Consider the following 25,612-nt stretch of genomic DNA (forward strand, 5'->3'; position numbering starts at 1 on the left):
TCAATTCGACAGGATCGTTTCAGCGGCGAACCGTTCGGCTTCCGGGATGTCCAGTTCCACGACCCACAAATCCGGGTCGCGCGCGCGTCGCCTGCGCCAGTAGGATTCGGCGTCATCAGCGGGCGTCGACACGGTCAGCGACGCCGCCCCGTCCAAACCCAACGTGCGTTCCAGAACCCGTACAGGACCTGAACGATCCTCGATCAGCAACAGGATCGCGCCGCCCTGCGCATCGCCCTTGGCGCGCACCATGGCGATCCCGCCGGCATCGTTGACGCGGCGCAGAAGCGCGCCGACGAGCATGTGCGTCGGAAGTCGAGCAGTCACCGTGCGGTCATGCCGATCGATAGCCCGGTAGGCCGGACAGCGGAATCTGCGATCGCATGAACGTACCGGTACCCCGCGCCGCCTCTTCTCCATCGGCATCGATCAGCCGCGCATCCGCAACATAGACCCGGCGCTTGCCGCTGATCCACCGGCCCTCCGCCACCACCGGCCCTGCCCTCATCGGCTTGGTGAGCAGCAGGTTGAATGCCGTGGTCAGCAGGAATCGATCGGTGACGAGACTGTTGGCCGCATAGAAAGCGGCATCGTCCAGCATCTTGAAGTAGCTGGTGCCGTGGACGGCGCCGGCCGCATGGTAATGTCGTTCGTCCAGGCGGAAATGGATACGCGCAACGCCCGCTGCGACGATTTCGAGCCGGGATTCGAACAATCGGTTGATCGGTGCCGCCGCATAGAGCGATTCGAGGCTGCGGTAATGTGCCGACGCCCCGGCGTCGGCGGGATCGGACGGCGATGCGGGATCAGGCGGCATCGCGCGCCGCGTCGGCGGTGAACAGCGCATAGAGCGCGTCGGGGGACCCGGCACCACGCAGCTTGGCGAGGAACGTCCGGTCGCGCAGCCGCCGCGACACCCTGGCGAGGGCTTTCAGATGTTCTGCCCCGGCATCGACCGGCGACACCAGCATGAAGACGAGATCGACCGGCAGATCGTCGACCGCGTCGAATTCGATCGGCTGGGCAAGGCGCATGAACACACCGGTGACGCCGTCGATCTCGGGCAGTTTGGCATGCGGGATCGCGACGCCGCCGCCGAAGCCGGTTGACCCGATCTTCTCGCGTGCCGCCAGCCGCTCGGCAGTCAGCCGTCCGTCGAAACCGAGCGCATCGGTCGCATTGGCAAGCTGCGCGAACAGCGCCTTCTTATGGGCGACCGCCACGTCCTTGTAGACCGAATCCGGGCGCAGCAGATCGCTGAAGTCGTTCATGGCTAACTCGAATACAAACAGGGACCCCGCCGGGGCCTGTACAGCGTCCGGCGGGGTCGAGATAGATCAGTTGGCGGCGGGCTGCTGGGCCTGAGCCTGGCGCTGGGGTTCGACCCAGCCGATGGTGCCATCGCCGCGGCGATAGACCATGTTGTATGCGCCGGTACCCGCGTTGCGGAACAACAAGGCCGCGGTGTTGCGTAGATCGAGCATCATCACCGCGTCGGACACGCTGGCATCGGGAATGTCGACGCGCGTTTCGGCGATGATGAGCGGCGCGTCGCCGACATCCTCCTCGGTCGCCGAATCCTGGAACAGCGTATAGCCCGCGTTGTCATACCCCATGTCCTCCTGCATCGCCGCCGCTTCGCCGGCGTGACGATCCTTCAGGCGACGCATGTAGCGGCGCAATTGCGTTTCGATCTTGCCGGCCGCGCCGTCGAAGGCGAGGTGCGCCTCCTGCGCCTGGTGGCTGCCTTTCAGCACCAGCCCCTTCATGACGTGGACGACGATGTCGCACTTGAAACCGACGTCGTGCGGCCCCTTGCCGAACGTCACCTCGGCCGAAATGGCGCGGGCGAAATACTTCGTGGCGATACCCTGAAGCCGGTCGCTCACATGATCCTTGAGCGCGTCGCCGGTCGCGACCTGATGACCAGAGATCCGGATATCCATTGTCTTCTCCATTGATATGGGCTGGCCTGTTGGCCTTCTCCCGGTTGGCGTTATTCGAACGCCGCGACCCCCCAGATCGGATCCTGCAACTTGGAAACAAATGCTGCGTGCGCTGCAAGTTCCGCGTCGGATGGACGGAACGTGCGCGGCGGGCGCACCGTCACCGGCCGGCGAACGACGATCTGCGCAGTGTCTAGCACCGGCGCATCGCTAACCAGACCGAGCCCGATCTGACGCCCGCCGAGCAATTCGACATAGACCTGCGCCAGCAGCTGCGCGTCGAGCAGGGCACCGTGCAGCACGCGATGCGACCGGTCCACGCCAAACCGCGAACATAGCGCATCGAGCGTATGCTTGGCGCCGGGATGGCGGCTGCGCGCGATCTGCAGCGTATCGACCATGCGGTTGACGTGCACGATCTGGCGCCCGCACCGCGTCAGTTCGCCGTTGAGGAAGGAAAAATCGAAACCGGCATTGTGCGCGACCAGCGGTGCATCGCCGATGAAGGAGAGCAACTCGTCTACAGCCTGCGCGAATTTGGGTTTGTCGCTCAAAAAGGCTTCGGAAATGCCGTGCACCGCCTGCGCTTCGGCCGGCATGTTACGTTCGGGGTGATAATAAGCGTGAAAGGTGCGCCCGGTCTCGACGCGATTGACCATCTCGACGCAGCCGATCTCGACGAGGCGGTCGCCACCGGCGAAGCTCAGGCCGGTGGTTTCGGTATCGAAGACGATTTCGCGCATGCCACCTCTATCCGCCCGTGGCGGGCGCCATGCAAGCGATGACGTGGCGGACGGTTTCGCGGGTCCGGTCGAGCGAGACGTCCGTAAGGATGACGAAGTCGGCCCGCGCGCGCTTATCGGCATCGGGCAATTGCCGCGCCAGGATCGCATCGTATCTGGCCGGGGTCATGCCAGGCCGGGCAAGCGTACGGGCGCGCTGCACCTCCGCCGCGGCGGAAACGACCACGACGCGGTCGACGGCGCGATCGCCGCCGGTTTCGAACAACAAGGGCACGTCGAACACGACCAGCGGAGCATCGGCATGGCGGCGGACGAATGCGGCGCGCTCTTCCGCCACGGCGGGGTGGACGATGCCCTCCAGCCGCTTCATCGCCGCATCATCGCCGAGCACCGCGGCGGCGAGGGCAGGGCGGTCGACGCCCCCTGCGCCGCAGGTGCCCGGAAAGGCCGCTTCGATCGAAGCGACCACATGGCCGCCTGGCCCCTGCAAGCGGTGCACGGTGGCATCGGCATCGAACACCGGCACGCCTTCGTCCGCGAACATCGCGGCGACCGTCGATTTGCCCATGCCGATCGAGCCGGTCAGCCCCAGCCGGATCATGCGAGCAGCAGGTCGCGCAATATGTCGTCCCGGTCGCGTGGCGGCTCGGACCCGAAGAACAAGGCGAAGGCGAGCGCAGCCTGGCCGATCAGCATCTCCAGACCGTCGACGGTCTCCAGCCCGCGCGCGCGCGCGGCAGCGAGCAGCGGCGTTTCGAGCGGCGAATAGACGATATCGTAGACGACGGCTTCCTCGTCCAGCGCGCCGAGATCGAGGTCGAGCGGTGGCTGCCCGGCCATGCCAAGCGTGCTGGCGTTGACCAGCAGCGCCGATGGCGGCGCGGCGGGTTGCAGCGGCAGGGCCTGACCCTTCAAACCGAACGCCGACAACAACACGCCGGCCTTCAGCGTATTGCGGTTCATGATCGTCACCGGGCCGACGTTCATCCGCGACAGGGCAAACAGGATCGCCCGCCCCGCGCCGCCTGCGCCGATGACGGTGACCGGCTGGCCGGTGAAGTCGAAGCCGGCAAGCGGCGCGTAGAACCCGCCCGCATCGGTATTGGTCCCGACCGCCACATCATCCTCGGCACGAAAGACGGTGTTGATCGCGCCGATACCGTGACGCACGTCGCCGCGGTCATCGACATGGTCGAGCGCGGCAAGCTTGTGCGGCATGGTGATGTTGCAGCCGCGCCAATCCGGATCGTCGCGTCGCGCCGCGAAAAAGGCGGGCAGATCGTCGGGCGTCACCAGCGTCTTGCGATAGTCAGCATCGAGGCCGAGCTGGTCGAGCCAGAACCTGTGGATGATCGGCGATTTGGATTGGGCGATCGGATCGCCGATCACTTCGGCGTAAGGCCGGCCGGTTCCGGCGGGTGTGTAAGGGGTCACGTTGGAATAACTCCACGGATTCTCAGATAGTCGAGGACGTTGAGCAGGGGCAGGCCCAGCACGGTGAATTGGCTCCCCTCGATGCGGGTGAACAGTTGCGCACCGGGCCCCTCGATCCGGTAGCAGCCGACGCAGCCGCTGATCGCCGGCCACTCCCGGTCCAGATACCAGTCGATGAAGGCGGGGGAGAGCGGACGGACGTGCATCTTGGCCGCCTCGACATGCCGCCAGACCGGCCGGCCCGCCTCGACGATCACCGCAGCGCTCCACAATTCGTGGCGCGTGCCGGACATGCGGGCGAGATGGTCGGCGGCCTGTTCGCGGCTGTCCGGCTTGTCGAGCAAGGTACCATCGGCGAGTGCGACGACGCTGTCGCTGCCCAGGACGAGGCGATCGGGGTGACGCAGGCCGACCTTCACCGCCTTCAGTTCAGCGAGCGCATCGGCAAGGTCGCGCGGTTTGCTGCCGGAGAGGCTCGCCTTGGCGGCATCTTCGTCGACGCCCGCCGCTGTGGCATCGAACGCCACGCCGGCGGCGGTCAACATCGCGCGGCGGGATGCACTCTGCGAGGCGAGGAGGAGGGGGGTCATGGACTCGGGATCTCGTTCAATGCGTGTCGGTCAAATTATCATTCCGGCGAACGCCGCGATGACGCCGACATGGCGTTCCAGGTCGGATCGACATTCAACAGCGCGACGGCATTTGGACCGGCTTGCTTCCCCGGGGAGTATAAGGCTGAATGTCGATACACCCTAGATCACCCCGGCCTTGCGCTGGTTCGCCAGCGCGATGATCGCCGCGGCGGTTTCCTCGATCGAGCGGCGGGTGACGTCGATCACCGGCCAGCCGTTATCGGCGAACATGCGGCGCGCATAAGCGATCTCGCGCGTCACCGCCTCCTCCTCGACATAGGCGGTGTCGGGCATCTGGTTGAGCGACAGCAACCGGTTGCGACGGATCTGGATCAGCCGGTCGGCACTGGTGGTGAGGCCGACGACAAGCGGATTCTTCAGCCCGAACAGAATAGGCGGCGGCGGGCTTTCCACGACGATCGGAATGTTCGCCGTCTTCCAGCCGCGATTGGCGAGGTAGATGGAGGTCGGCGTCTTTGATGAACGCGAAACGCCGGCGAGGACGATCTCGGCCTCTTCCCAATCCTCGGACGCGATGCCGTCGTCATGTGCGATCGTCCACTGGATCGCATCGACGCGTGCGAAATAGGCGGCGTCGAGCGCGTGCTGCCGACCGGGCCGCGCCTTTGCCTGCTGGCCGAGCAATCCCGACAGCGCATCGTTGACCGGGTCGAGCGGCGCGACCGCCGGCAGGCCCAGCGCGAGGCAACGCTGTTCGAGAATCCGGCGGGTCGCGACATTGACCAGCGTGAAAATCACCAGACCGGGGTTCTGCGCGATCTCCTGCAGGATGCGCTCCAGATGCGCCTCGGTACGGACCATCGGCCAGAAGTGGCGCACCGTTTCGACGTCGTCATATTGGGCAAGCGCCGCCTTGGCGATGTTCTCCAGCGTTTCGCCGGTCGAGTCCGACAGTAGATGAAGGTGGAGCCGCATCATCGCGCACTCCGGGGCAGACCTGTGGACAACATGGGCATAACGGATAGGGCAAGTCGGCACCCTCGCCAAGCGACCGTCGCTACGTGGACAACCCGCATTCTGTCCACAATTGCGCACACAGGGCATGGATTTATCCACAGCCTGTGGATGGTGGGGACGGCACGGTCCGAATCCCCGCGGAACCGCCGATCCTTGCCGGTCAACCTGTGGGTGGTTAGGGCATGAAATCGGTTATCCCGTTATCCACGTGCCAACCACTTCATCATCCTCTTTCAAGATTCTTTTATAGGAAGAAGGTTCTGTCCGATCCTGTGAACAAGCCGCTGCTGGCGACCTTGCGTGGTGCAAAACCGTCGGTGCCGCCGATGTGGCTCATGCGTCAGGCGGGGCGATACCTGCCCGAGTATCGCGCGCTGCGGGCGGAGAAGGGCGGCTTCCTGGCGCTCGCCACCGATCCCAATGCCGCGGCGGAAGTGACCATCCAGCCGATCCGGCGGTTCGGCTTCGACGGGGCTATCCTGTTCTCCGACATCCTCATGGTGCCATGGGCGCTGGGCCAGCAGCTGACGTTCGGACCGGGCGAAGGACCACGCCTGTCACCACCGCTGGTCGATGCCGCCCTGGACGCGCTGCAACGGGTCCCTGAGCGCCTAGAACCGGTGTATGGTACCTGCGAACGGGTGGCGGCCGCGCTGCCGCCACAGACGGCATTCCTGGGCTTTGCGGGATCGCCGTGGACGGTGGCGACCTACATGGTCGCCGGGCAGGGATCGAAGGACCAGCACGAAACGCGCGGCTTCGCCTATGCGGACGAGGGCGCGTTCCAGGCGATCATCGATGCGATCGTCGCGATGACGATCGACTATCTCGCGCGGCAGATCGAAGCGGGGGTGGAGGCGGTGCAGCTGTTCGACAGCTGGGCCGGATCGCTGTCGCCGGCGCAGTTCGAACGTTGGGTCATCGCACCGAATGCCGCGATCGTCGCCGGTCTGCGCGCGCGCTGCCCCGATGCCATCATCATCGGCTTTCCGAAGGGGGCAGGGGGCAAGCTGCCCGCCTATGCCCGCGAAACCGGTGTCGATGCGATCGGACTGGACGAGACGGTCGACCCCGTCTGGGCACATGCGGTGCTGCCGGCGGGCTTGCCGGTGCAGGGCAATCTCGATCCCCTGGCGCTGTTCGCCGGCGGCGCGGCGCTGGACGAGGGCATCGACCGGGTCCTGGCCGCATTCGCGGATCGCCCGCACGTCTTCAACCTGGGGCATGGCATCGGCCAGTTCACGCCGATCGCGCATGTCGAACACCTGGTCGCGCGCGTGCGGGGAGAAAGCCGATGATGGTTCTGGCAGGGGCGTATCTGTGGATCGTCGCGGCGCACGTGATCTTCGTGATCTTCTGGATGGCGGGCCTGTTCATGCTGCCGCGGTATCTGGTCTATCATCAGGAGGCGCTGGTTGCCGGCCGGGGCGACGAAGCGGCGATCTGGATCGAGCGGGAGGCCAAGATCCGGTCGATCATCCTGACCCCAGCGATGATCGCGGTATGGGTATTGGGGCTGACGCTGGCGACGGTGGGGCAGCATTGGGGTGAGGGCTGGCTGCACGCCAAACTGCTGTTCGTGCTGCTGCTGTCGGGGTATCATGGCTGGGCAGTGGGTTATGCCAGGCGACTGGCCCGGGGCGTGATGCGACTGGACGCGCGTCGACTGCGAATGATCAACGAGGTGCCGGCATTAATGGCGACGGTGATCGTGGTGCTGGTGTTCGTCAAACCATTCTGACCTCGGCGGACGTGAGTCCGCCGGTGCGTGTGGTCCGGTCGACCGGCATTCCCCGCGGACCGCATGGTGTCGGCGAGCGCGGCGAGGCCAAAGCCCAGGGGGTGATCTGTTGGACGGAGTTGTACTACAACTTTGATTACGAACTGCAGTGTTTGACGCAACCGCTCGGTGACGACGCGCATCCGCTCCGACAACGGCTTTATACCCAGTTGCCGGCGGTTGACGGCACCTGACCGGCATCGATCCCGGTCGGTGAAAGGGATGCACCGTCACCAAGCACACTTGACGAACCGGCTTCCCCTACTTACGTCCTGAACACGCGTAGAGCGGCCGTCCGGTGGCTCCGCGTTTCTCCTCCTGGCCATTGTCGCTGCGGTTCCTTCGCCGACCTGGGCTCTCCCCGACTACGCATCCGGATTTTTCCATGCATCTTAAAGACTTGAAGAAAAAGACCCCCGCCGAGCTGGTCAGCATGGCCGAAGAGCTGGGGGTCGAGGGTGCCTCGACGCTGCGCAAGCAGGATCTGCTGTTCGCGATCCTGAAGGTGCAGGCCGAAAACGGCGACCAGATCATGGGCCTCGGCACGATCGAGGTCCTGCAGGACGGCTTCGGCTTCCTGCGCAGCCCGGAAGCCAATTATCTGGCCGGACCGGACGATATCTACATTTCGCCCAATCAGGTCCGCAAGCACGGGCTGCGCACCGGTGACACCGTCGAAGGCGAGATCCGCGCACCCAAGGACGGCGAGCGCTATTTCGCGCTCGTGAAACTCACCAGCGTCAATTTCGACGATCCCGATGCCGTCCGCCACCGCGTCAATTTCGACAACCTCACGCCGCTGTATCCGGAATCGAAGCTGACGCTCGATCCCGCCGATCCGACGCAGAAGGACAAGTCGGCGCGGGTGATCGACATCGTCAGCCCCCAGGGCAAGGGCCAGCGCACGCTGATCGTCGCGCCGCCCCGCGTCGGCAAGACGGTGATGCTCCAGAACATCGCCCGTGCGATTTCGGACAATCATCCCGAGGTGTTCCTGATCGTGCTGCTCATCGACGAGCGGCCCGAGGAAGTCACCGACATGCAGCGTTCGGTGAAGGGCGAGGTCGTCTCCTCGACCTTCGACGAGCCAGCGCAGCGCCACGTCCAGGTCGCCGAGATGGTGATCGAAAAGGCCAAGCGCCTCGTCGAGCACAAGAAGGACGTCGTGATCCTGCTTGACAGCATCACGCGCCTCGGCCGCGCCTACAACACCGTCGTGCCGTCGTCGGGCAAGGTGCTGACCGGCGGTGTCGACGCGAACGCGTTGCAGCGCCCCAAGCGCTTCTTCGGTGCGGCACGTAACATCGAGGAGGGCGGCTCGCTTTCGATCATCGCCACCGCGCTGATCGATACCGGCAGTCGCATGGACGAGGTGATCTTTGAAGAGTTCAAGGGCACCGGCAATTCCGAAATCGTCCTCGACCGCAAGGTCGCCGACAAGCGCGTCTTCCCGGCGCTGGATGTCGGCAAGTCGGGCACCCGCAAGGAAGAACTGCTGGTCGACAAGGACAAGCTTTCCAAGCAGTGGGTCCTGCGCCGCATCCTGATGCAGATGGGGACGATCGACGCGATGGAATTCCTGCTCGACAAGATGAAGAATTCGAAGACCAACGAGGATTTCTTCGACAGCATGAATCAATAGCCGGACGCGGCGCGCGGGCGCCCCAGGCGCCGACCGGCCAGGGCTGAATCTGCCCGCGTCCCCAACCAGCCACACATGCAACGCGCGGGAGCCCATGGCTTTCGCGCGTTGCTGCGTTATGGACCTAACGGTCAACCGGGAGTTTGAAACGTGTCCATCATCGCCATGCTGAGCGCGGCCGCCGCCAGCGGGCCGGGGTCTCCGGCCGAGATCTGGCAGCATATCGTCAACGATTTTTCCAACATCGGATCGCCCGCCGCCCTCGCGGCATTCTTTCAGGTGCTGATGATCGACGTCGTGCTTGCCGGCGACAATGCGATTGTCGTCGGGGCGCTCGCCGCAGGCCTGCCGATCGACCAGCGCAAGAAGGTCATCCTGATCGGCATCATGGCCGCATTGGTCTTGCGGATCATCTTCGCGCTCGCGGTCAGCTGGCTGCTGGGCGTCATCGGCCTGATCTTCGCCGGCGGCATCCTGCTGCTGTGGGTCGCGTGGAAGATGTGGCGCGAATTGCGCGAGAACCACAATGCCGGATCACCGGAGGTGGACGGCGACGAAACCGCCGGTCTGCGCCCGGCGAAGAGCTTCGCGGCGGCGGCATGGGCCGTCGCGGTGGCTGACGTGTCGATGAGCCTCGACAACGTGCTGGCCGTTGCCGGTGCCGCACGCGACCATCCCGGCATCCTGATCATCGGATTGCTGCTGTCGGTCGCCCTGATGGGAATCGCGGCGAATCTGATCGCCAAGTACATAGAGCGGTATCGCTGGATCGCCTACATCGGCCTGCTGGTGATCCTCTACGTCGCCGGCAAGATGATCTACGAAGGCGTCGTCGATCCCAACGTCGGGGTACTGACGCTGTTCTGACGGCATCGTGCAATGAGGGAAGGGGGGCCGTCGAGCCCCCCTTTTTCGTTCCGGTCAGGCTTCCCTGACCGGGGTCGTCGATGTGGTGTCCTTGAGAAGCTTGATGACCTTCTCGCAATTCGCCTTGGTCGTGTAGGATTCGCCGGAGGCCAGGATTTCATGGTTGGCCGCTTTCAGCCGCCACCGCCATTGACCCGCCTGCTGATACATCTCGTAATACATGATCCTCTCCGCGCAGGTTGATCCTGCTGTGTCGAGGGTAACAGCCGCCGCTGCCGGATGGTGGCCCGTCGCATCCGGCATGGCGGCGTCTTGATCCCTTTCGGTGCGAGCCTCAGCCGAGATGGTCGGCGAAGAACGCCGCGGTGCGTGCATCCGCCTGTTCCGCCGCCGCGTCGGATCGACGTGCGCCGAACTCGGTCGCAAATCCGTGATCCTCGCCGGCATAGTCGTAGAGCGTCACCTTGGGATGATCGTCCAGACCGGCATGCATTGCCGCCTGTGCCGCCTTGTCGACAAAATGATCCTCCTCCGGGATGTGGAGCAGCACCGGATTGGCGATCGCATGAGCTTCTCGCAGCAAACCATCGATGCCGACGCCGTAATAGCCGACCGACGCGTCGACGTCGGTGCGCGCTGCGGTCATGAAGGCGAGCCGACCGCCAAGGCAGTAGCCGACGACGCCGACCTTGCCGGTGCCATCGTCGTCCAACAGACGGCGTGCGGCACGGATAGTCGCTTCGATATCGCGGATGCCGGCATCCTGATTGAACTTGCCCATCAGGCCCAGCGCCTGCTGCATCTGGTCGGGAACGTCGGGATCGAGCTGGATGCCGGGCGCAATCGGCCAGAACAGGTCGGGGGCGAGTGCCAGATAACCGTCGGCGGCCAGACGGTCGCATTTGCTGCTGATGCCGGCATTCACGCCGAAGATTTCCTGGATGACGACGATGGCCGCTTTCGGCCGCGCCACGGGTTCTGCGACGTACGCATCGAACGTGGCATTACCGTCGAGTGTCTCGATCTGGATGGTCTTGGTCATGGGGGTCCTCTCGCGCGTCGGGTCGTGCTGGGCTATGCAGTGCGCCACAGGGCTGCTCAAGGGGCGATACGCGATGAAGGTGACGGTGGATATCGATCTGACCCCGGAAGAGGCCCGTCGCGCGATGGGTCTGCCGGACCTCACGCCCCTGCACGACCGCTATATCGCATCCCTGCTGGAAACGATGAGTGGCCAGGTCCGCCCGGAACTGTTGGAAAATATGATGAAAAGCTGGGCGCCGATGAACGAGGCCGGCTTTACGATGTGGCGCCAGATGTTCGAACAGGCAACGAAAACGGGCGGTTGATGGATACGATCTTCGCGCTGTCCAGCGGGGCGGCGCCGGCGGGCATCGGCGTGATCCGGGTCAGCGGACCGCATGCCTTCGACGCGGTGACGCGAATGGCGGGAACGCTGCCGCCGCCCCGGATGGCGCGGATACGACCCCTGAGGGATGAGCAGGGCGCCTTGCTCGATCGGGCGTTGGTGTTGACGTTTCCCGGCCCAGCGACGGCGACGGGCGAAGATATTGCCGAACTGCATTGCCATGGCGGTCGGGCCGTGATCGCAGCGGTATTGGCAGCTTTAGGCAGACAGGCGCATGTACGACCGGCAGTCGCCGGCGAATTCACCCGGCGGGCATTGACGAACGGACGCATCGACCTGGCCGAGGCGGGTGGCCTCGCCGATTTGCTGTCCGCTGATACCGAACGGCAGCGGGTTGCGGCACTTGCAGCAGCAGAGGGGATCGTCAGCCAGCGGGTGCGGGGCTGGCTCGACCGGCTGGCGATGTTGTCCGCCCTGGTCGAGGCGCAACTCGATTTTTCGGACGAGGATGATGTCACTGCCGACGATGCTGCGCTGGCGGTCGTGCGAGCGGGCAAATCGGCATTGGTCCGTGATGTGGCCGAGGTGCTGGATAATCCACCGGTCGAACGGCTGCGCGATGGGGTGCATGTCGTTCTTGCCGGGCCACCGAACAGCGGCAAGTCGACGCTGATCAACCTCCTGAGCCAGCGGGAACTGGCCATCGTATCGCCGATCGCGGGCACGACGCGTGATCGGATCGAGGCCACGGTGACGCGGGACGGCCTGGTCTACGTTTTAACCGACACGGCCGGCTTGACCGAAAGCGATGATCCCATCGAGCGTATTGGGGTGAGCCGCGCCGAAGCGTCCATCGCTCGCGCGGACGTGTTGCTATGGCTGGGCGATGATCGGCCGACGCGGAGCGACAGCATCTGGGTGCGGGCGAGGGCAGACGAACCCGGTCGCATCGCTCTTCCAGATGCCCACGTGAATGTCGCGCAGGATGCACCATCGACGGTCGAGCAGCTGTGGCGCATGATTGCCGATCGCGCCGAACGACTGATGCCTCAGGGCGACGCTCTCGCTTTTCGAGAGGGCGAGAGGGAAGCGTGTCGTCGGGCCATAGCGGTTCTTGCCGAAGACGAGGCGGATCCGCTTATCCTTGCCGAGCAGCTACGGCTGGCGACACGCGCCTTGGGGGTCATTCTCGGCATTGATGCGACGGAGGCAATGTTTTCCACTTTGTTCGGTCGGTTCTGTATCGGGAAGTGATGTTCCACGTGGAACAGTTTTGACCTGATCGTAGGGCTCGCTTAGGCGCGTGCCATGTATGACGTGATCGTCGTTGGTGGTGGCCATGCCGGCACCGAAGCCGCAGCCGCATCCGCAAGGCGTGGAGCCAATACCCTGTTGATCAGCCACGATCGACGGCAGATTGGCGCCATGTCCTGCAATCCCGCCATCGGTGGCCTGGGCAAGGGCCATATCGTGCGTGAGGTCGACGCGTTCGACGGCTTGATCGGGCGCGCGGCGGACGCAGCCGCAATTCATTATCGGATGCTCAATCGTAGCAAGGGGGCCGCAGTACAGGGTCCCCGAGTACAGGCTGACCGCCGGCTATACGCCGCAGCAATTCAGACGATGCTGACACGGCAGCCATCGTTGACGATCATTGAAGGTGACGTCGAGTCGCTGGCGTTCCGTGGGCAGAGCGCCGTGGGAGTCGTGTTGGCCAACGACGTAACGATCGAGGGGCGGACGGTCGTATTGGCCACCGGCACCTTCCTTGGCGGTCGTCTGTTTCGCGGCGATGAGCGGCACGAGGGCGGCCGTATCGGTGAAAGGCCGGCTCGCAAGCTGGCGGAGCAATTGCGCGCGCTGGCGCTACCGCTCGAACGACTGAAGACGGGCACGCCACCGCGCATTGATGGCCGAACGATAGACTGGGCACGGCTGGAAGAGCAGCAGTCCGACCTTGATGGTTGGACGATGTCGCCGATGACCGAGCGGCGCCTTCTGCCTCAGGTCGCTTGTGCCATCTCCAGAACTAACGCCGCGACGCATGACATCATCCGTGGAGGCCTCGATCGATCGCCTCTGTTCGGCGGTGCCATTGGCGGGCAGGGGCCGCGCTATTGTCCATCGATCGAGGACAAGGTGCATCGGTTCGGTGACAGGGATGGGCATCAGGTCTTCCTCGAACCCGAGGGTCTCGACGATGCCACCGTCTATCCCAACGGATTGTCGACCTCGTTACCAAGCGATGTGCAGGCAGCGCTCATCCGCAGTATCGACGGTTTGGAACATGCCCGGATCATGATGCCAGGCTATGCGGTTGAATATGACTTCCTCGACCCCCGCGCCCTCGATGCACGTCTCGCATTGCAAGCGATCCCCGGGGTCTATTGTGCAGGACAGTTGAACGGGACGACCGGTTATGAAGAGGCGGCGGGCCAGGGCCTCATCGCCGGTCTCAATGCTGCCGCGGAAGCGCGCGATCTGCAGCCGTGTATTCTCGACCGGGCGTCGAGCTACACGGGCGTCATGATCGACGACCTTGTGCTGCAAGGTGTGACCGAGCCGTATCGCATGCTCACCGCCCGCGCAGAGTTTCGATTGTCGCTGCGCGCGGACAATGCGGAAACACGATTGGGATCCATCGCGAAGACGTTGGATTGCATCGGGGCCGATCGCGTCGAGCATCAGCAGAGACGTGGAGAGCAGCGGAAGCAGGTGCAAGATTTGCTGTCGGAGCAACGAACCGCGTCGGACCTGGCGAGGATTGACATTCAGGTCGCGCAGGACGGTAGTCGTCGTACGCTCCATGAGTGGCTACGAATCCCGACGGTGGCGTTGAGTGCGGTGCTGTCAGAGGTCGACAAGCAAGCGGACAAGGCTGTCTTGGATGAGATCGTCGAGGATGCCCGCTATGCGCCCTATCTGGAGCGGCAGGCGGAGGAGGTGGCGCGGATGCGCGATGAGGAGGCTGTCGCGTTGCCGGATGCCCTCGATTTCCGCGCAGTTCCGGGATTGTCCAACGAGATGATCGATCGACTATGCGCCGCACAGCCGACGTCCCTAGGCGCGGCATCGCGTATAAGGGGGGTCACACCCGCGGCTTTGTCGGCAATCTATCTGTACGCTCAGCGGCGTGCCGCATGACCGAGGCAGAAGCACGCGACATCATCGTCGCAAGGTTCGGCGAAGCCAAGGCTCGCCAAATCGACAACTTCGTCGATCTGGTGAGAGAAGAAAATAGCGCGCAGAATTTGATCGCGCCGTCAACGATCGAGACGATCTGGACCCGGCACGTACTCGATTCGGCCCAGCTGATGTTTCACGTGGAACACTTCGGTAAGTCATGGCTGGACATCGGTACCGGGGGAGGCTTTCCCGGAATCATCGTCGCCATCCTGCTCGATGGCGCCACCACCATGGTCGAACCTCGACGCCGGCGTGCCGAATTCCTGCAACGATCCGTGGATCAGCTGGGGATCGAACAGGCCGTGGTTTTGGCCACGAAAGTCGAGGCGGTAAGCGACACCTTCGATATCATTTCGGCGCGTGCCGTCGCATCCGTGGAAAAGCTTTTGCAAGCCGCCGGTCGATGCGCCACACCGGAAACCCGGTGGGTGCTCCCACGCGGGCGGCTAGAGGCCGAGCAATTGGTGTCACTGCGACGAGACGAGAGTCGATTGTTCCACGTGAAACATTCTACGACGGATCCGGAATCATCCATCCTGATCGTCGAACCCAATAAGGGAACAGCGCGATGACGACGATTGCGGTGGCCAATCAAAAAGGTGGCGTCGGCAAGACGACGAGCGCAATCAATCTCGCGACCGCGCTGTCGGCTACCGGTAAAAGCGTATTGCTCATCGATCTCGATCCCCAAGGCAACGCGTCGACGGGTCTTGGGGTGGGTCACGCCCAACGGGGACGTTCCAGCTACCATGTATTGATCGGTGAAGCGGATATCGCGGAGGCGGTCATCAAGACGCGCGTTCCCCGGCTGGACCTCGTTCCCGCAACGCAGGATCTCTCCGGGGCGGAAATCGAACTGGTCGAATTCGATCATCGAACCCACCGGCTCGACCGCGCGCTAGCACAGGCTCAGGGGCGGTGGGACATCATCCTGATCGATTGTCCGCCATCGCTGGGGCTGCTGACGATCAACGCCATGGTCGCTGCCGACAAACTGCTCGTGCCGTTGCAATGCGAATTTTTCGCGCTGGAAGGGCTGTCGCAATTGCTGACCACGGTCGAACGGATTCGCGAACGCTTCAACCCCGGACTGGCGATCCTGGGTGTGGCCCTCACCATGTACGATCGCCGCAATCGCCTGACCGATCAGGTGGCGGCCGACGTGCGCGCGGTGCTCGGTCGGGTCGTGTTCGAAACGGTGATTCCCCGGAACGTCCGACTGTCGGAGGCGCCGAGCCATGGCTTGCCGGCGCTCATCTACGATCACCGATGTTCCGGATCGCAGGCCTATATCGACCTGGCGCGCGAGTTGATCGCACGGCTGCCCGATACGACGGCAGTCGCCGCATGAGCGATGCGGCAAAGCGGAACCGGCCAGCCGGACTGGGTCGCGGTCTCAGCGCGCTGCTTGGCGAGATGGCGAGCGAAGCGCCGGTGACGCCGGGCGCGAAAGGGAATGTGCCATCGGGTGTCAGGATGTTGCCGGTCAGCGCCCTATCTCCACACCCGGATCAGCCACGGCGCCATTTCGACGAGGCATTGCTGGATGAGCTGGCGGCATCGATCGCGTCACGGGGGTTGATCCAACCGATCGTGGTGCGGCCGCATGGCCACGATTATCAGATCGTCGCGGGTGAACGGCGCTGGCGTGCGGCGCAGCGCGCGCGACTGCATGAGGTGCCGGTCGTCGTTCGCGACTTCGACGATGCGCAGACGCTCGAGATCGCGCTGATCGAGAACATCCAGCGACAGGACCTCAACGCGATCGAAGAGGCGCAGGCCTATCAACGGCTGGCCGGCGAATATGGTCATACGCAGGAAGCCTTGGCCAAGATCGTCCACAAATCACGCAGCCATGTGGCCAACCTGTTGCGATTGCTGGAACTTCCTGCGGCCGTTCAGAACCGGGTCACCGACGGTTCGCTGTCGATGGGTCATGCCCGCGCCTTGCTGGGCGCACGGGATGTGGAGGCTCTGGCCGAACAGGTCGCGGCACGGGGCCTGTCGGTACGGGAAACCGAAAAACTGGCCAAGGGCGCAAAGCCGGAGCGGGCAGGGGGGAGCCATCGCGATCGCGCGCCGGCCGCCGCTCCCGATGCCGACCTTGCGGCTCTCGAACGGCAATTGTCCGATCTGCTCGGCTTGCATGTGCGGATCGCGCACAGCGAGAAGGGCGGTACGTTGACGCTGACCTATACGACGCTGGACCAGCTGGACATGGTCTGTCAGCGGCTGACCGGCGATACGATCTGATGATCCTGCGTTCGGATGAGATCGACGATCTGCCGGCCGACGGTGGTGTGATGCGGGTGCACTGGTTTCGACCGGCGGGTGAGGGCCGCTACCCCGGGCTGGTCCTCTATTCGGAGATCTACCAGGTGACGGCGCCGATCCGTCGCCTCGCGGCGTACTTTGCCGGGCAGGGGTATGTCGTCGCAGTCCCGGAAGTGTATCACGAATATGAAGTGCCGGGCACCGTGCTTGCCTATGATCCGGCAGGGACCGATCGCGGCAATGCGCTGAAAGTGGCCAAAGCGGTGGCGGCGTTCGACGCGGATGCGACCCGGGTGCTCGATGCGTTGGCGACGCATCCGTCATGCAACGGTCGTCTGGGTACGGTCGGCGTATGCCTCGGCGGCCACCTGGCTCTTCGCGCCGCGTTCGATGTGCGCGTATCGGCTGCAGCGTTGTTTTATCCCACCGACATTCATTCCGGCACGCTGGGCCACGGGCGGTCAGACGACAGCCTGGCGCGGATGGCCGATCTGAAGGCGGAGACGTTGTTCGTATTCGGTCGGCAAGACCCTCACGTCCCGTTCGACGGACGCGAGGCGATCCGGGCGCGGCTGGAAGCCGTTGGTGCCAGATACGAATGGCATGAGGTCAATGCACAGCATGCCTTCCTGCGGGATGAAGGACCGCGCTACGATCCCGCGCTGTTCGTGGCAGCGACCGGCTGGGCGTTGTCGCTATTCGGGCGGATGCTCGCCCGGCGCTGAGGCTCAACCGCGTTTTTGGACGCCGCGTGTCAGTTCCATGAGCGCATGCTCCGCCAATACGCTGCCGGCATTGCTGCTGGACATCACCGCACGTTCGGCATGCCGCACCCGGCTGAGCGCCGCCGACAGCATAAGCGGGTTCCAGCGGCGTAGTGCCTGTGCCGTGGCGGCCTCTTCGCGAAAGAAGATGCGGTGGCGTTTGAACACGCTGTCCTGACTGGCTCCGGCTTCGATATCAGCCTTCATGTCAGCGAGCGTCATCAGCTTTCGCGCCAACAGACGCAGCCATGGGATCGGTGACGTCCCGGCGTCGTTCAGCCGCGACAATTCGGCACCAAGTATGGCGGTGTGGCCGGTGATCACGGCATCGACCACCTGCGTCATCTCCGCCTCGCCCAGATCCGCACCGATCGCGTCGAGCGCGGCATCGTCCAGGTCGTGGGGACGATCGGGTGCCGCATCGAGGAACAGCGCGAGCTTCTCGATCTCGCGGGCCAACACCGCCCGATCGCCGCCGCAGGACGTGGCGAGGCGGGCCGCAGTGCCGCCGTTCGGCCGTAAGCCATGGTCGCGCGCCATGGCTGTGGCCAGTCGCTCCAGATCCGCTGCACTGGGTTCATAGGCCGCGAACGCCATCGCCTGTCGGGATTCGATCGCCAGCTTGACGATCTTCGCCGTCGATTTCACGGAGGGGGCGAGGGCTACGACCGGATTGCCGGCGTGATCCGCATTCAGCAGAGTGGTGAACGCCTCCAGGCATTCCTCGCCAGCGGGTGAGACGCGGATATGACGGGCGCTGCCGAACAGCGACATGGATGCCGCTTCATCGGACAGGCGCGCCGGATCGGATCGCAGGCTTGCCCCGTCGATGTCGACACGTTCCGAATCCGTCCCCATGGCCTTGGCCAGTACACCGGCCAGTTCCGCGGTCGCGGAGCCATCGGGACCGTGCAACAGGTACAGGCGGATATCGGGCGATGGGCGTTCCAGCGCCAGCCGGATATCGCGTGCGTTAGCCTTCACCGCGGACCATCATGGTGCCTTGCGACGCTGCGCGTACAACGCCAACCGGCCGACGATCTGGTCCGCGACGATGCCTGCAAGCCGCTCCAACGCCGTATTCTCCGCGGCGATCGTCGCATATTCCGACTGGACGACGTCGATGCCGGCATCGGATCCCGCGGTCGCATCGATCAGGACGCTGCCATCGGCCAGGTTCACCAATTGATAGCGCGCGCGCAGGGTCCGGCGTTCGCGCGTGACGCTGTCGTCGCGCCGCACGCCGAAGCCCGCGATCTTGTCATCCAGTCGCACGTCCAGCCGGTATTGCGGCGTGCCGTTCGCTGCCAGCCGATCGCGCAGGGCATTGCTCATCAACCAACCGGACTTGCCGTCGATCGGTGCGACTTCGACGTTGGACAGGGTTGTCGCCACGGCGCCGCCGGCACCACCGCCGTACAGGGGCTTGAGGCCGCAGCCGGCAAGCGTCAGCGCCAGCGGAGCGAGGAGGACGAGCCGCCTCATGCGACGATGTTCACCAGACGTCCGGGCACGACGATCACCTTCCTGGGAGCCTTGCCGTCCAGAATGCGGACGACCTTGTCGGATGCGAGTGCCAGCGCTTCGAGATCGTCGCTGACCGTGGCCTTGGCGACCGTCAGCGTGTCGCGAAGCTTGCCGTTGACCTGCACGGCGACCGTCACTTCATCCTCGACGAGCAACGTCGAATCAACCTCGGGCCAGGCAGCATCGGCGATCAATCCGTCGAAGCCCTTGGCCGCCCAGGCTTCCTCGGCGACGTGTGGCACCATCGGCGCTACCAGCAGCATCAGCGTATGGACCGCGTTGCTGCGCGATGCCGATGGCGCGGCGCGTTCGATGGCGGTGCACAATTCGTAGATCTTCGCGACCGCCTTGTTGAAGGCGAGCGCCTCGATATCCTGTTCGATACCGAGAATGGTCTGGTGCAGCTTGCGATCGAGCGACGGATCGCCGCCTTCTCCCGGTTCCGCCGCATCGCCGTCGAACAGGCGCCAGAGGCGTTGGACGAAGCGCCATGCCCCTTCGATGCCCGATTCGCTCCATGGCAGGTCGCGCTCGGGCGGTGAATCGGACAGCATGAACCAGCGGGTCGCGTCGGCACCATATTGATCGACGATCGGTTCGGGATCGACGGTGTTCTTTTTCGACTTCGACATCTTTTCGACCCGACCGATCGTGACCGGCTTGCCGGTCGCAATCTCGATGCCGTCGCGGACATCATCGGGCGACAGCCACCGCCCGTCGGACGATTTGTAGGTCTCGTGCGTCACCATGCCCTGTGTGAACAGGCCGGTGAACGGTTCGGCGATGTCGAGCTGTCCCATGTGCCTCAGCGCACGCGTCCAGAAGCGGGCGTAGAGCAGGTGAAGGATCGCATGCTCCACACCGCCGATATACTGACCGACCGGCAGCCAGCTTTCGGCGACGGCGCGATCGAACGGCCTATCCTTGGGCTGGCTGGCGAAGCGTATGAAATACCAGGATGAATCGGCGAACGTGTCAAGCGTGTCGGTCTCGCGAACCGCGGGCTTGCCACACGAAGGGCAATCGACATGCTTCCACGTCGGGTGGCGATCGAGCGGATTGCCGGGGACGGCGAACGATACGTCGTCGGGCAGGACGACGGGCAGCTGATCCTTGGGTACCGCGACCGCACCGCAATCGCCGCAATGGACGATCGGGATCGGCGTCCCCCAATAGCGCTGGCGGCTGACGCCCCAGTCGCGAAGGCGGAACACGGTCGATCCCTTGCCCCAGCCGCCGTCCTGCGCGCGGCGGACGACCTCTCGCTTGGCGTCCTCGACGTCCATCCCGTCGAGGAAGTGCGAATTCACCAATGCTCCGGGACCGGTATACGCCTCATCGCCCTCGAACACCGCGTCGGTCCGGTCGCCATCGGACACGACGCGCTGGACGTCGAGGCCATATTTGCGCGCGAAGTCGAGATCGCGCTGGTCGTGGGCGGGCACCCCCATCACGGCACCGGTACCGTAATCCATGAGGACGAAGTTGGCGATATAGATCGGGAGCCTGCGGGTCGCATCGAACGGATGCGTCGCGGTCAATCCGGTATCGAAGCCCAGCTTTTCCTGCGTATCCAGCTCGGCCGCCGTCGTGCCGCCCTGCTTGCAGAGCGCGATGAACGCGGCGACCTCCGGCCGGTCGGCGATATTCTGCGCGATCGGGTGATCCGCTGCGACCGCGACGAAGCTGGCGCCGAAGATCGTGTCGGGGCGGGTCGAGAACACCTCGACCTTGCCGCCGTTCGACACATCGAACCCGAAGGTCAGGCCCTGGCTTTTGCCGATCCAGTTTTCCTGCATCAGCTTGACCTTGTCCGGCCAATGCTCGAGCGCGCCGAGCCCCTCGATCAGTTCATCGGCGAAGTCGGTGATCTTGAGGAACCACTGGCTGAGCTTGCGCTTCTCGACCAGCGCGCCCGAGCGCCAGCCGCGACCATCAATGACCTGTTCGTTGGCGAGCACGGTCATGTCGACCGGGTCCCAATTGACCGCCGATTCCTTGCGATAGACGAGGCCCGCGGCGAACATGTCGAGGAACAATGCCTGTTCGTGGCCGTAATAGTCGGGCTTGCAGGTCGCCAGTTCGCGGCTCCAGTCGAGTGCGAAGCCGAGGCGTTTCAGCTGCGCCTTCATCGTTTCTATATTGGCAAGCGTCCACGTGCCGGGGTGCACGCCCTTTTCCATCGCAGCATTCTCGGCCGGCATGCCGAACGCATCCCACCCCATAGGATGGAGAACTTCATAGCCACGCATCCGGCGGAAGCGGGCGAGGACGTCGCCCATGGTGTAGTTTCGGACGTGCCCCATGTGAATGCGTCCCGATGGGTAGGGAAACATCTCCAGCACGTAACTTTGCGGTTTGCCGCTATTGTCCCTGGCGGCGAAGGTCTGGCGATCGTCCCAGACCTTTTGCCAGGACGCATCCGCCGTGAGCGCGTTGAAACGCGTTACCATTCCTGTATTCCGTTCAAAGCGCGATGCCGGCCGGCTTCACCATCGAAGGGCGCCCGGCACCGCATGCGGGCGTCAACCCGCAATAGAGGCGCGGCGCAGGTCGCGGGCGCGGGTGAGGATGACGTCCTCCAGCTTCTGCGTGGTGGCGGCGGCGACCGGGGCGGACACCCACTGGCCGCCACGGTTGACCTCGCGCAGCGCCGCGACGCGCACCGCATCGGCACGCAGGTCCTGGTCGAGGATCGACACGGTGACCTTCATCCGCTCGGTCGGGACCTGCGGATTGACGTACCAGTCGGTGACGATGACGCCGCCGTTCGAATCCGTCTGCACCAGCGGCATGAAGGACAGCGTGTCGAGGCTGGCGCGCCACAGATAGGCGTTGACGCCGATCGTCGTGACCTTGGAAGCGGCGAGGTCGGTCTTGGCGACAGCATTGCCGCCGCGGCCGCCGCAGGCGGCGAGCGGCAGGGCGATGGCGGCGACCATGAGGGCGGTGCGCAACGAGCGGATCATGGGCGAAACTGTCCTGCGATAAAAAGGGCGCTTTCGCTCTATAGATAGGGCGGTGCACCCGCAAGCGACGCTTGGCGCCCCGGAAACGGGCGCCGCATTCCAGAATCTGTGTGCCTATTGCAACAGTCGGACAAAATGATGCATCCGGCAGCAAAGCTTCCATATTGGCACGAGCCGGAATCGTGTTAGGCGCGTTGCAGCGGGAGTCGAGGGGACTGCTAGTGTTTGCGAAGCGTGCCGTAGGGCGTGCAGTGACTGTAATGATGGCGGGAGCGCTGGTCGCTACCGGTGTCATCGTCGCGCCCGCTTTCGGTGCGAGCGAACGGGTGCAGCCTGCCAAGCGCACGATCATGCCGCGCTTCACGGGATCGTTCACGCCGGCAGCGGCCGATCCGCGGCTGGCCGCGGCGATCGCGCGGGGTGGCCTCGACGGAGCGGATTTCCGGTTCACGCCGGCAGAGGCGCGTCAGGACAAGCGCGCGGTGACCGTTGCAGTCCGAGCCCGGTCGAATCGCACAGCGCTTGCCGACACCAGCCGCAGCGGTGCGGTGGCGACACCGACCGTCGGTATCCAGCCGATCGCTTACAATCTGGGCGTCTCGGTGGGCTGGAAACGGTTCGCGGTATCGGGTGCGGTCAATCGCATCGATCTGGGGCCGATCCCGGGCAGCCGCGAATCGACGGATGTCGCGCTCAGCTATCGCACGGGCCGCGCCAGCAGCCGTATCGTAGCGGTGGCGGACCGTCCGCTGGAGAACACCCCGAAGCTGACGCAGGAACTGCCCAGCTATTCGGTCGATGTCAGCAGCTCCTATTCGCTCACCCGCAATCTGGATGTGACGGCGGGCATGCGCTATCGTTCCGATCGTGAGCGGCTGGCCCGCCTCGACGACACGCGGCGCGACAGCCAGTCGGTATACGTGGGCACCGCCTTCCGCTTCTAAGGTCGGCAAGACCGGATGAAGCGGTCAGCGCGGGGGGACCAACCCGTCGATGGCCGCCCAACCGGTGAACCCGTAACGTCGCAACCGCAGCCAGCGCCGTGCGGTCATTCCGCCCAGGGCGACGCGTCCGACGTTCAACCGTGACGTGATCGCTGTCGCCTTGCGCATACCCAGCGGCCGTGCACCGGCGTGCGACCGGGTGGCGAAGAGCGGCGATACGAACAGCCATGACGCGCCTGCGCGCATGGCAGCAATCGCCTCGCGCCGGTCGTGCACCGCATAGGTCAGCGCGCGATGTCCGTTATGGGTCGCCACGCCGGGCAATCCGCCCACCGCACTGATCCGCAGGCCGCGCGCCTGCGCCAATCGGCGGACGCGCAGGAACAGTCGGTGACGGTCCCGCCGCGACAGTCCATAATGGCGGAACACCACGCCCGCGCCCGGCGGCAAGCCGAGGATCACCGGGATGAGCGCATCGCCGATCCGCTCGTCGGTCATCAGCCAGGCATGGCGGCGCGGATCGCAATTGCGGTTCAGATTGGCCACCAGCCCGCTATAGCGGCGCGCATGACCGCTGCCACTCCCCCGCATCCGCTCGATGCCGTCCTGTCCGGCATCGCACAGTCCGCGCGTATCGCCGGCCGCGAGCCGGCTGACGTGACGCTGATCGCCGTGTCGAAAACGCATCCGCCCGAGGCGATCGTCCCGCTGCTAACGGCGGGACAGCGTGCGTTCGGTGAGAACCGCGTGCAGGAGGCCGCCGCCAAATGGCCGTCGTTGCGCGAGGCCTATCCGGACGTCTCGCTGCATCTGATCGGACAGCTGCAGTCGAACAAGGCCGAGGACGCGGTCGCGATGTTCGATGCGATCCACGCGGTCGACCGGCCGTCGCTGGTGGATGCGCTGGGCAAGGCGATGGCCAAGGTCGGGCGCCATCCGGACTGTTTCCTGCAGGTGAATATCGGCGCGGAGGAGCAGAAGGGCGGCTGTGCGATCGCCGATCTGGCCGCCCTGCTCGATCGGGCGCGAGGCGCCGGCCTGCCCGTGGCCGGGCTGATGTGCATTCCACCCGCCGACATCGAACCGGCCCCTTATTTCGCGTTGCTCGCAAAGCTGGCGCGCGATGCCGGCCTGACGGGGCTCAGCATGGGCATGTCGTCGGATTACGAGACCGCGGTGACGCTGGGCGCGACGCATGTCCGCGTCGGCAGCGCCCTGTTCGGTGCGCGCGGAGGAGTGGCGGCATGAGGTTCAAGGGGCTGCTGTTCGACTTCGACGGAGTGCTGATCGAAAGCGAATATGCCGGTAACCGCCAGATCGCCGAATGGCTGACCGCGGCGGGGCATCCGACCACGCCCGAGGATTCGATGGCGAATTTCATGGGGCTTGCCGGTGCCGACTTCCGCATGGCCGTCGAACGCTGGATCGGCGGGCCGCTGCCGGCGAGCTTCGCAGCGGCGCGCGAGGCGGAGGATGCCCGTGCGATGGCGGCGGGGATCGATGCGGTGCTGGGCGCGGTCGAGTTCGTTCGCGCGCTGCCCGCCGACCTGCCGCGCGCCGTCGTCTCGTCCAGCCCGACGCGGTGGATCAGGCGGCATCTGGAGCACATCGGCATGTCCGATGCGTTCGGCGACCACATCTACAGCGGCCGCGAGCATGTCGCGAACGGCAAGCCCGCGCCCGACCTGTATTGGCATGGGGCCAAGGCGATCGGCGTGGACATCGCGGATTGCGCGATCATCGAGGATTCGCCGGTCGGCGCTACCGGCGCGGTCGCGTCGGGCGGCTACGTCATCGGCTTGTGCGCAGGCACGCATTGCGCAGCGGGCCACGATGCGCGGTTGCTGGACATCGGAGTGGATGCGGTCGCCGCGGATTTCGCGACGGTGGCGCGCCTCATCGGGGCGTGACCGCCCGTACGGCGCGTCGACGCGTCAGAACTTCGGGCCTGCCACCTGCGCGCGGACCTTCTTGGGCGCATCCTTGAACAGCGCGACCATCGCCGGGTTGCGCGAATCGCGCAGCGCATAGTCGCGCGCCGACAGCCCGGCCATGTTGTCGGTCTGGTCGGGATCGGCGCCCTTGGCGATCAGCGTGCGGGCGATCGCCTCGTTGCGGGCGTTGACCGCCAGGATCAGCGCCGTCTGACCGGACGTGTTGGCAAGGTTCGGATTGGCCTTGTAGGTCAGCAACAGATCGACGAGGTCCTCGCGCCCTGCCAGCGCCGCCAGCATCAGCGGCGTGTTGCCCTTGGCATCGCGGATATTCGGATCGGCTTTGTGCTGCAGCAGATATTGCACGTACATGCTGCCGGAATGACCGACCAGGATGTGCAGCGCCCCCTTGCCGGTCGTCACCGCCTTGGTGTTGATGATCGTGCTGCCCGGCGTCTCGATCATCGTGGTGACGGCCTTGCCGTCCTCCTTTTCGATCGCCGACAGGAATTTATAGCTTTCCGACTGCTGCTGCGCCGTCGCCGGCACCGCCACGGTGGCAAGGGCGGTGGTGAGGGCGAGCGCGAGGAAAAGGTGCGGGCGGATCATGGATTGTCCCTCAA

32 protein-coding genes are annotated in these 25,612 nt (G+C 64.8%); 15 read left to right on the forward strand and 17 right to left on the reverse strand.

Annotated elements, in window-relative coordinates; genetic code table 11:
* The 9 genes from GTH33_RS04565 to GTH33_RS04605 all read right to left on the reverse strand — a co-directional run bounded on the left by GTH33_RS04565 (position 1) and on the right by GTH33_RS04605 (position 5,694).
* Positions 1 to 303, reverse strand: a complete 303-nt coding sequence (locus GTH33_RS04565; RefSeq protein WP_243848352.1) for a DUF1491 family protein — start codon at positions 301 to 303, stop codon at positions 1 to 3.
* Positions 304 to 334: 31 nt separating this feature from the next.
* Positions 335 to 817 (reverse strand): PaaI family thioesterase, encoded by a 483-nt coding sequence (locus tag GTH33_RS04570; protein ID WP_163957285.1) that lies wholly within the window; start codon positions 815 to 817, stop codon positions 335 to 337.
* Positions 807 to 1,271, reverse strand: coding sequence for a PTS sugar transporter subunit IIA (locus tag GTH33_RS04575; RefSeq protein ID WP_163957286.1), 465 nt, complete (start codon positions 1,269 to 1,271; stop codon positions 807 to 809). Before GTH33_RS04575 ends, GTH33_RS04570 begins: the two co-directional genes overlap by 11 nt.
* Before the next feature lie 66 nt (positions 1,272 to 1,337).
* The gene (hpf, locus tag GTH33_RS04580) at positions 1,338 to 1,946 is read right to left on the reverse strand and encodes a ribosome hibernation-promoting factor, HPF/YfiA family (RefSeq protein ID WP_163957287.1); all 609 of its coding nucleotides are present in this window, start codon (positions 1,944 to 1,946) and stop codon (positions 1,338 to 1,340) included.
* 50 nt (positions 1,947 to 1,996) lie between these two features.
* Positions 1,997 to 2,689 (reverse strand): DNA polymerase III subunit epsilon, encoded by a 693-nt coding sequence (gene dnaQ / locus GTH33_RS04585; RefSeq protein ID WP_163957288.1) that lies wholly within the window; start codon positions 2,687 to 2,689, stop codon positions 1,997 to 1,999.
* A 7-nt stretch (positions 2,690 to 2,696) separates the two neighbouring features.
* Positions 2,697 to 3,290 (reverse strand): dephospho-CoA kinase, encoded by a 594-nt coding sequence (coaE, locus tag GTH33_RS04590; RefSeq protein ID WP_163957289.1) that lies wholly within the window; start codon positions 3,288 to 3,290, stop codon positions 2,697 to 2,699.
* Positions 3,287 to 4,123 (reverse strand): shikimate dehydrogenase, encoded by an 837-nt coding sequence (gene aroE, locus GTH33_RS04595; protein WP_163957290.1) that lies wholly within the window; start codon positions 4,121 to 4,123, stop codon positions 3,287 to 3,289. Before aroE ends, coaE begins: the two co-directional genes overlap by 4 nt.
* Positions 4,120 to 4,713 carry a Maf family protein gene (locus GTH33_RS04600; protein WP_163957291.1) on the reverse strand — a complete coding sequence of 198 codons (594 nt, stop codon included), beginning with the start codon at positions 4,711 to 4,713 and terminating at the stop codon, positions 4,120 to 4,122. The genes aroE and GTH33_RS04600 overlap by 4 nt, the downstream gene beginning before the upstream one ends.
* A gap of 162 nt (positions 4,714 to 4,875) precedes the next feature.
* Positions 4,876 to 5,694 carry a pyruvate, water dikinase regulatory protein gene (locus tag GTH33_RS04605; RefSeq protein ID WP_163957292.1) on the reverse strand — a complete coding sequence of 273 codons (819 nt, stop codon included), beginning with the start codon at positions 5,692 to 5,694 and terminating at the stop codon, positions 4,876 to 4,878.
* Between the two features lie 365 nt (positions 5,695 to 6,059).
* Between GTH33_RS04605 and hemE the strand changes: the two genes are divergently transcribed.
* From hemE to GTH33_RS04625, 5 genes are all read left to right on the forward strand, one after another.
* A complete protein-coding gene (gene hemE, locus GTH33_RS04610; protein WP_243848372.1) occupies positions 6,060 to 7,031 on the forward strand; it encodes a uroporphyrinogen decarboxylase in 972 nt (323 codons plus the stop codon).
* Positions 7,028 to 7,474, forward strand: coding sequence for a CopD family protein (locus tag GTH33_RS04615; RefSeq protein ID WP_163957294.1), 447 nt, complete (start codon positions 7,028 to 7,030; stop codon positions 7,472 to 7,474). The genes hemE and GTH33_RS04615 overlap by 4 nt, the downstream gene beginning before the upstream one ends.
* 11 nt (positions 7,475 to 7,485) lie before the next feature.
* Positions 7,486 to 7,707, forward strand: coding sequence for a hypothetical protein (locus GTH33_RS17995; RefSeq protein ID WP_212592680.1), 222 nt, complete (start codon positions 7,486 to 7,488; stop codon positions 7,705 to 7,707).
* Positions 7,708 to 7,898: 191 nt separating this feature from the next.
* Positions 7,899 to 9,155, forward strand: coding sequence for a transcription termination factor Rho (rho, locus tag GTH33_RS04620; protein WP_163957295.1), 1,257 nt, complete (start codon positions 7,899 to 7,901; stop codon positions 9,153 to 9,155).
* 165 nt (positions 9,156 to 9,320) lie between these two features.
* Positions 9,321 to 10,022 (forward strand): TerC family protein, encoded by a 702-nt coding sequence (locus GTH33_RS04625; RefSeq protein ID WP_208404136.1) that lies wholly within the window; start codon positions 9,321 to 9,323, stop codon positions 10,020 to 10,022.
* A gap of 54 nt (positions 10,023 to 10,076) precedes the next feature.
* Here the strand turns inward: GTH33_RS04625 and GTH33_RS04630 are convergent, their stop codons facing one another.
* Positions 10,077 to 10,325: a YegP family protein gene (locus GTH33_RS04630; protein WP_243848353.1), complete on the reverse strand. Its 249-nt coding sequence runs from the start codon at positions 10,323 to 10,325 to the stop codon at positions 10,077 to 10,079.
* 31 nt (positions 10,326 to 10,356) lie between these two features.
* Positions 10,357 to 11,064 carry a dienelactone hydrolase family protein gene (locus tag GTH33_RS04635; protein WP_163957297.1) on the reverse strand — a complete coding sequence of 236 codons (708 nt, stop codon included), beginning with the start codon at positions 11,062 to 11,064 and terminating at the stop codon, positions 10,357 to 10,359.
* Positions 11,065 to 11,137: 73 nt separating this feature from the next.
* On the opposite strand from GTH33_RS04635, the gene GTH33_RS04640 reads away from it, so the two are divergent.
* Genes GTH33_RS04640 through GTH33_RS04670 form a run of 7 tightly spaced genes read left to right on the forward strand, consistent with a single transcriptional unit; the run spans position 11,138 to position 17,576 of the window.
* Positions 11,138 to 11,371 carry a DUF6489 family protein gene (locus GTH33_RS04640; protein ID WP_163957298.1) on the forward strand — a complete coding sequence of 78 codons (234 nt, stop codon included), beginning with the start codon at positions 11,138 to 11,140 and terminating at the stop codon, positions 11,369 to 11,371.
* Positions 11,371 to 12,645 (forward strand): tRNA uridine-5-carboxymethylaminomethyl(34) synthesis GTPase MnmE, encoded by a 1,275-nt coding sequence (gene mnmE, locus GTH33_RS04645; protein WP_163957299.1) that lies wholly within the window; start codon positions 11,371 to 11,373, stop codon positions 12,643 to 12,645. Before GTH33_RS04640 ends, mnmE begins: the two co-directional genes overlap by 1 nt.
* A gap of 54 nt (positions 12,646 to 12,699) precedes the next feature.
* Complete coding sequence (gene mnmG / locus GTH33_RS04650) at positions 12,700 to 14,535, forward strand: tRNA uridine-5-carboxymethylaminomethyl(34) synthesis enzyme MnmG (protein WP_163957300.1); 1,836 nt, start codon at positions 12,700 to 12,702, stop codon at positions 14,533 to 14,535.
* Entirely contained in the window at positions 14,532 to 15,149 is a 618-nt protein-coding gene (gene rsmG / locus GTH33_RS04655; protein ID WP_163957301.1) for a 16S rRNA (guanine(527)-N(7))-methyltransferase RsmG, read from the forward strand. The genes mnmG and rsmG overlap by 4 nt, the downstream gene beginning before the upstream one ends.
* Positions 15,146 to 15,928 carry a ParA family protein gene (locus GTH33_RS04660; RefSeq protein WP_163957302.1) on the forward strand — a complete coding sequence of 261 codons (783 nt, stop codon included), beginning with the start codon at positions 15,146 to 15,148 and terminating at the stop codon, positions 15,926 to 15,928. Before rsmG ends, GTH33_RS04660 begins: the two co-directional genes overlap by 4 nt.
* Positions 15,925 to 16,830 (forward strand): ParB/RepB/Spo0J family partition protein, encoded by a 906-nt coding sequence (locus GTH33_RS04665; RefSeq protein ID WP_163957303.1) that lies wholly within the window; start codon positions 15,925 to 15,927, stop codon positions 16,828 to 16,830. Before GTH33_RS04660 ends, GTH33_RS04665 begins: the two co-directional genes overlap by 4 nt.
* On the forward strand, positions 16,830 to 17,576 hold the full coding sequence (locus GTH33_RS04670; protein ID WP_163957304.1) for a dienelactone hydrolase family protein: 747 nt from the start codon (positions 16,830 to 16,832) through the stop codon (positions 17,574 to 17,576). Before GTH33_RS04665 ends, GTH33_RS04670 begins: the two co-directional genes overlap by 1 nt.
* Positions 17,577 to 17,579: 3 nt before the next feature.
* Here GTH33_RS04670 and holA read toward each other — a convergent pair whose 3' ends face one another.
* The 4 genes from holA to GTH33_RS04690 form a co-directional block, all read right to left on the reverse strand.
* Positions 17,580 to 18,599 carry a DNA polymerase III subunit delta gene (holA, locus tag GTH33_RS04675; protein WP_163957305.1) on the reverse strand — a complete coding sequence of 340 codons (1,020 nt, stop codon included), beginning with the start codon at positions 18,597 to 18,599 and terminating at the stop codon, positions 17,580 to 17,582.
* Between the two features lie 9 nt (positions 18,600 to 18,608).
* Positions 18,609 to 19,100: an LPS assembly lipoprotein LptE gene (lptE, locus tag GTH33_RS04680; RefSeq protein WP_163957306.1), complete on the reverse strand. Its 492-nt coding sequence runs from the start codon at positions 19,098 to 19,100 to the stop codon at positions 18,609 to 18,611.
* A complete protein-coding gene (leuS, locus tag GTH33_RS04685) occupies positions 19,097 to 21,595 on the reverse strand; it encodes a leucine--tRNA ligase (RefSeq protein WP_163957307.1) in 2,499 nt (832 codons plus the stop codon). Before leuS ends, lptE begins: the two co-directional genes overlap by 4 nt.
* 72 nt (positions 21,596 to 21,667) lie before the next feature.
* The gene (locus GTH33_RS04690; RefSeq protein ID WP_163957308.1) at positions 21,668 to 22,111 is read right to left on the reverse strand and encodes a DUF3576 domain-containing protein; all 444 of its coding nucleotides are present in this window, start codon (positions 22,109 to 22,111) and stop codon (positions 21,668 to 21,670) included.
* Positions 22,112 to 22,371: 260 nt separating this feature from the next.
* Here GTH33_RS04690 and GTH33_RS04695 point away from each other — a divergent pair, with 260 nt between their 5' ends.
* Positions 22,372 to 23,055: a hypothetical protein gene (locus GTH33_RS04695; protein WP_425543025.1), complete on the forward strand. Its 684-nt coding sequence runs from the start codon at positions 22,372 to 22,374 to the stop codon at positions 23,053 to 23,055.
* Positions 23,056 to 23,079: 24 nt separating this feature from the next.
* On the opposite strand, the gene GTH33_RS04700 is transcribed toward GTH33_RS04695, so the two are convergent.
* Positions 23,080 to 23,601 carry a thiamine phosphate synthase gene (locus GTH33_RS04700; RefSeq protein ID WP_249054998.1) on the reverse strand — a complete coding sequence of 174 codons (522 nt, stop codon included), beginning with the start codon at positions 23,599 to 23,601 and terminating at the stop codon, positions 23,080 to 23,082.
* Positions 23,602 to 23,622: 21 nt separating this feature from the next.
* On the opposite strand from GTH33_RS04700, the gene GTH33_RS04705 reads away from it, so the two are divergent.
* On the forward strand, positions 23,623 to 24,303 hold the full coding sequence (locus GTH33_RS04705; RefSeq protein WP_163957309.1) for a YggS family pyridoxal phosphate-dependent enzyme: 681 nt from the start codon (positions 23,623 to 23,625) through the stop codon (positions 24,301 to 24,303).
* Entirely contained in the window at positions 24,300 to 24,965 is a 666-nt protein-coding gene (locus GTH33_RS04710) for an HAD family hydrolase (protein ID WP_163957310.1), read from the forward strand. The genes GTH33_RS04705 and GTH33_RS04710 overlap by 4 nt, the downstream gene beginning before the upstream one ends.
* Positions 24,966 to 24,989: 24 nt before the next feature.
* On the opposite strand, the gene GTH33_RS04715 is transcribed toward GTH33_RS04710, so the two are convergent.
* Entirely contained in the window at positions 24,990 to 25,598 is a 609-nt protein-coding gene (locus GTH33_RS04715; protein ID WP_163957311.1) for an ankyrin repeat domain-containing protein, read from the reverse strand.
* Between the last annotated feature and the right edge of the window lie 14 nt (positions 25,599 to 25,612).

Origin of the sequence: Sphingomonas insulae (assembly GCF_010450875.1) — a bacterium.
Classification (GTDB): Bacteria; Pseudomonadota; Alphaproteobacteria; order Sphingomonadales; family Sphingomonadaceae; genus Sphingomonas; species Sphingomonas insulae.

What these genes read in the sequence shown, in the direction of transcription:
- lptE (WP_163957306.1), bottom strand. Translation starts at nt 19,100, where the DNA reads ATGAGGCGGCTCGTCCTCCTCGCTCCGCTGGCGCTGACGCTTGCCGGC.
- GTH33_RS04625 (WP_208404136.1), top strand. Translation starts at nt 9,321, where the DNA reads ATGCTGAGCGCGGCCGCCGCCAGCGGGCCGGGGTCTCCGGCCGAGATC.
- mnmG (WP_163957300.1), top strand. Translation starts at nt 12,700, where the DNA reads ATGTATGACGTGATCGTCGTTGGTGGTGGCCATGCCGGCACCGAAGCC.
- hemE (WP_243848372.1), top strand. Translation starts at nt 6,060, where the DNA reads ATGTGGCTCATGCGTCAGGCGGGGCGATACCTGCCCGAGTATCGCGCG.
- GTH33_RS04665 (WP_163957303.1), top strand. Translation starts at nt 15,925, where the DNA reads ATGAGCGATGCGGCAAAGCGGAACCGGCCAGCCGGACTGGGTCGCGGT.
- GTH33_RS04570 (WP_163957285.1), bottom strand. Translation starts at nt 817, where the DNA reads ATGCCGCCTGATCCCGCATCGCCGTCCGATCCCGCCGACGCCGGGGCG.
- GTH33_RS04695 (WP_425543025.1), top strand. Translation starts at nt 22,372, where the DNA reads ATGATGGCGGGAGCGCTGGTCGCTACCGGTGTCATCGTCGCGCCCGCT.
- GTH33_RS04660 (WP_163957302.1), top strand. Translation starts at nt 15,146, where the DNA reads ATGACGACGATTGCGGTGGCCAATCAAAAAGGTGGCGTCGGCAAGACG.
- mnmE (WP_163957299.1), top strand. Translation starts at nt 11,371, where the DNA reads ATGGATACGATCTTCGCGCTGTCCAGCGGGGCGGCGCCGGCGGGCATC.
- hpf (WP_163957287.1), bottom strand. Translation starts at nt 1,946, where the DNA reads ATGGATATCCGGATCTCTGGTCATCAGGTCGCGACCGGCGACGCGCTC.
- GTH33_RS04690 (WP_163957308.1), bottom strand. Translation starts at nt 22,111, where the DNA reads ATGATCCGCTCGTTGCGCACCGCCCTCATGGTCGCCGCCATCGCCCTG.
- GTH33_RS04565 (WP_243848352.1), bottom strand. Translation starts at nt 303, where the DNA reads ATGCTCGTCGGCGCGCTTCTGCGCCGCGTCAACGATGCCGGCGGGATC.
- GTH33_RS04705 (WP_163957309.1), top strand. Translation starts at nt 23,623, where the DNA reads ATGACCGCTGCCACTCCCCCGCATCCGCTCGATGCCGTCCTGTCCGGC.
- rho (WP_163957295.1), top strand. Translation starts at nt 7,899, where the DNA reads ATGCATCTTAAAGACTTGAAGAAAAAGACCCCCGCCGAGCTGGTCAGC.
- GTH33_RS04715 (WP_163957311.1), bottom strand. Translation starts at nt 25,598, where the DNA reads ATGATCCGCCCGCACCTTTTCCTCGCGCTCGCCCTCACCACCGCCCTT.
- GTH33_RS04635 (WP_163957297.1), bottom strand. Translation starts at nt 11,064, where the DNA reads ATGACCAAGACCATCCAGATCGAGACACTCGACGGTAATGCCACGTTC.
- GTH33_RS04605 (WP_163957292.1), bottom strand. Translation starts at nt 5,694, where the DNA reads ATGATGCGGCTCCACCTTCATCTACTGTCGGACTCGACCGGCGAAACG.
- GTH33_RS04630 (WP_243848353.1), bottom strand. Translation starts at nt 10,325, where the DNA reads ATGCCGGATGCGACGGGCCACCATCCGGCAGCGGCGGCTGTTACCCTC.
- leuS (WP_163957307.1), bottom strand. Translation starts at nt 21,595, where the DNA reads ATGGTAACGCGTTTCAACGCGCTCACGGCGGATGCGTCCTGGCAAAAG.
- GTH33_RS04710 (WP_163957310.1), top strand. Translation starts at nt 24,300, where the DNA reads ATGAGGTTCAAGGGGCTGCTGTTCGACTTCGACGGAGTGCTGATCGAA.
- GTH33_RS04640 (WP_163957298.1), top strand. Translation starts at nt 11,138, where the DNA reads ATGAAGGTGACGGTGGATATCGATCTGACCCCGGAAGAGGCCCGTCGC.
- GTH33_RS04575 (WP_163957286.1), bottom strand. Translation starts at nt 1,271, where the DNA reads ATGAACGACTTCAGCGATCTGCTGCGCCCGGATTCGGTCTACAAGGAC.
- GTH33_RS04670 (WP_163957304.1), top strand. Translation starts at nt 16,830, where the DNA reads ATGATCCTGCGTTCGGATGAGATCGACGATCTGCCGGCCGACGGTGGT.
- coaE (WP_163957289.1), bottom strand. Translation starts at nt 3,290, where the DNA reads ATGATCCGGCTGGGGCTGACCGGCTCGATCGGCATGGGCAAATCGACG.
- GTH33_RS04600 (WP_163957291.1), bottom strand. Translation starts at nt 4,713, where the DNA reads ATGACCCCCCTCCTCCTCGCCTCGCAGAGTGCATCCCGCCGCGCGATG.
- GTH33_RS04615 (WP_163957294.1), top strand. Translation starts at nt 7,028, where the DNA reads ATGATGGTTCTGGCAGGGGCGTATCTGTGGATCGTCGCGGCGCACGTG.
- dnaQ (WP_163957288.1), bottom strand. Translation starts at nt 2,689, where the DNA reads ATGCGCGAAATCGTCTTCGATACCGAAACCACCGGCCTGAGCTTCGCC.
- rsmG (WP_163957301.1), top strand. Translation starts at nt 14,532, where the DNA reads ATGACCGAGGCAGAAGCACGCGACATCATCGTCGCAAGGTTCGGCGAA.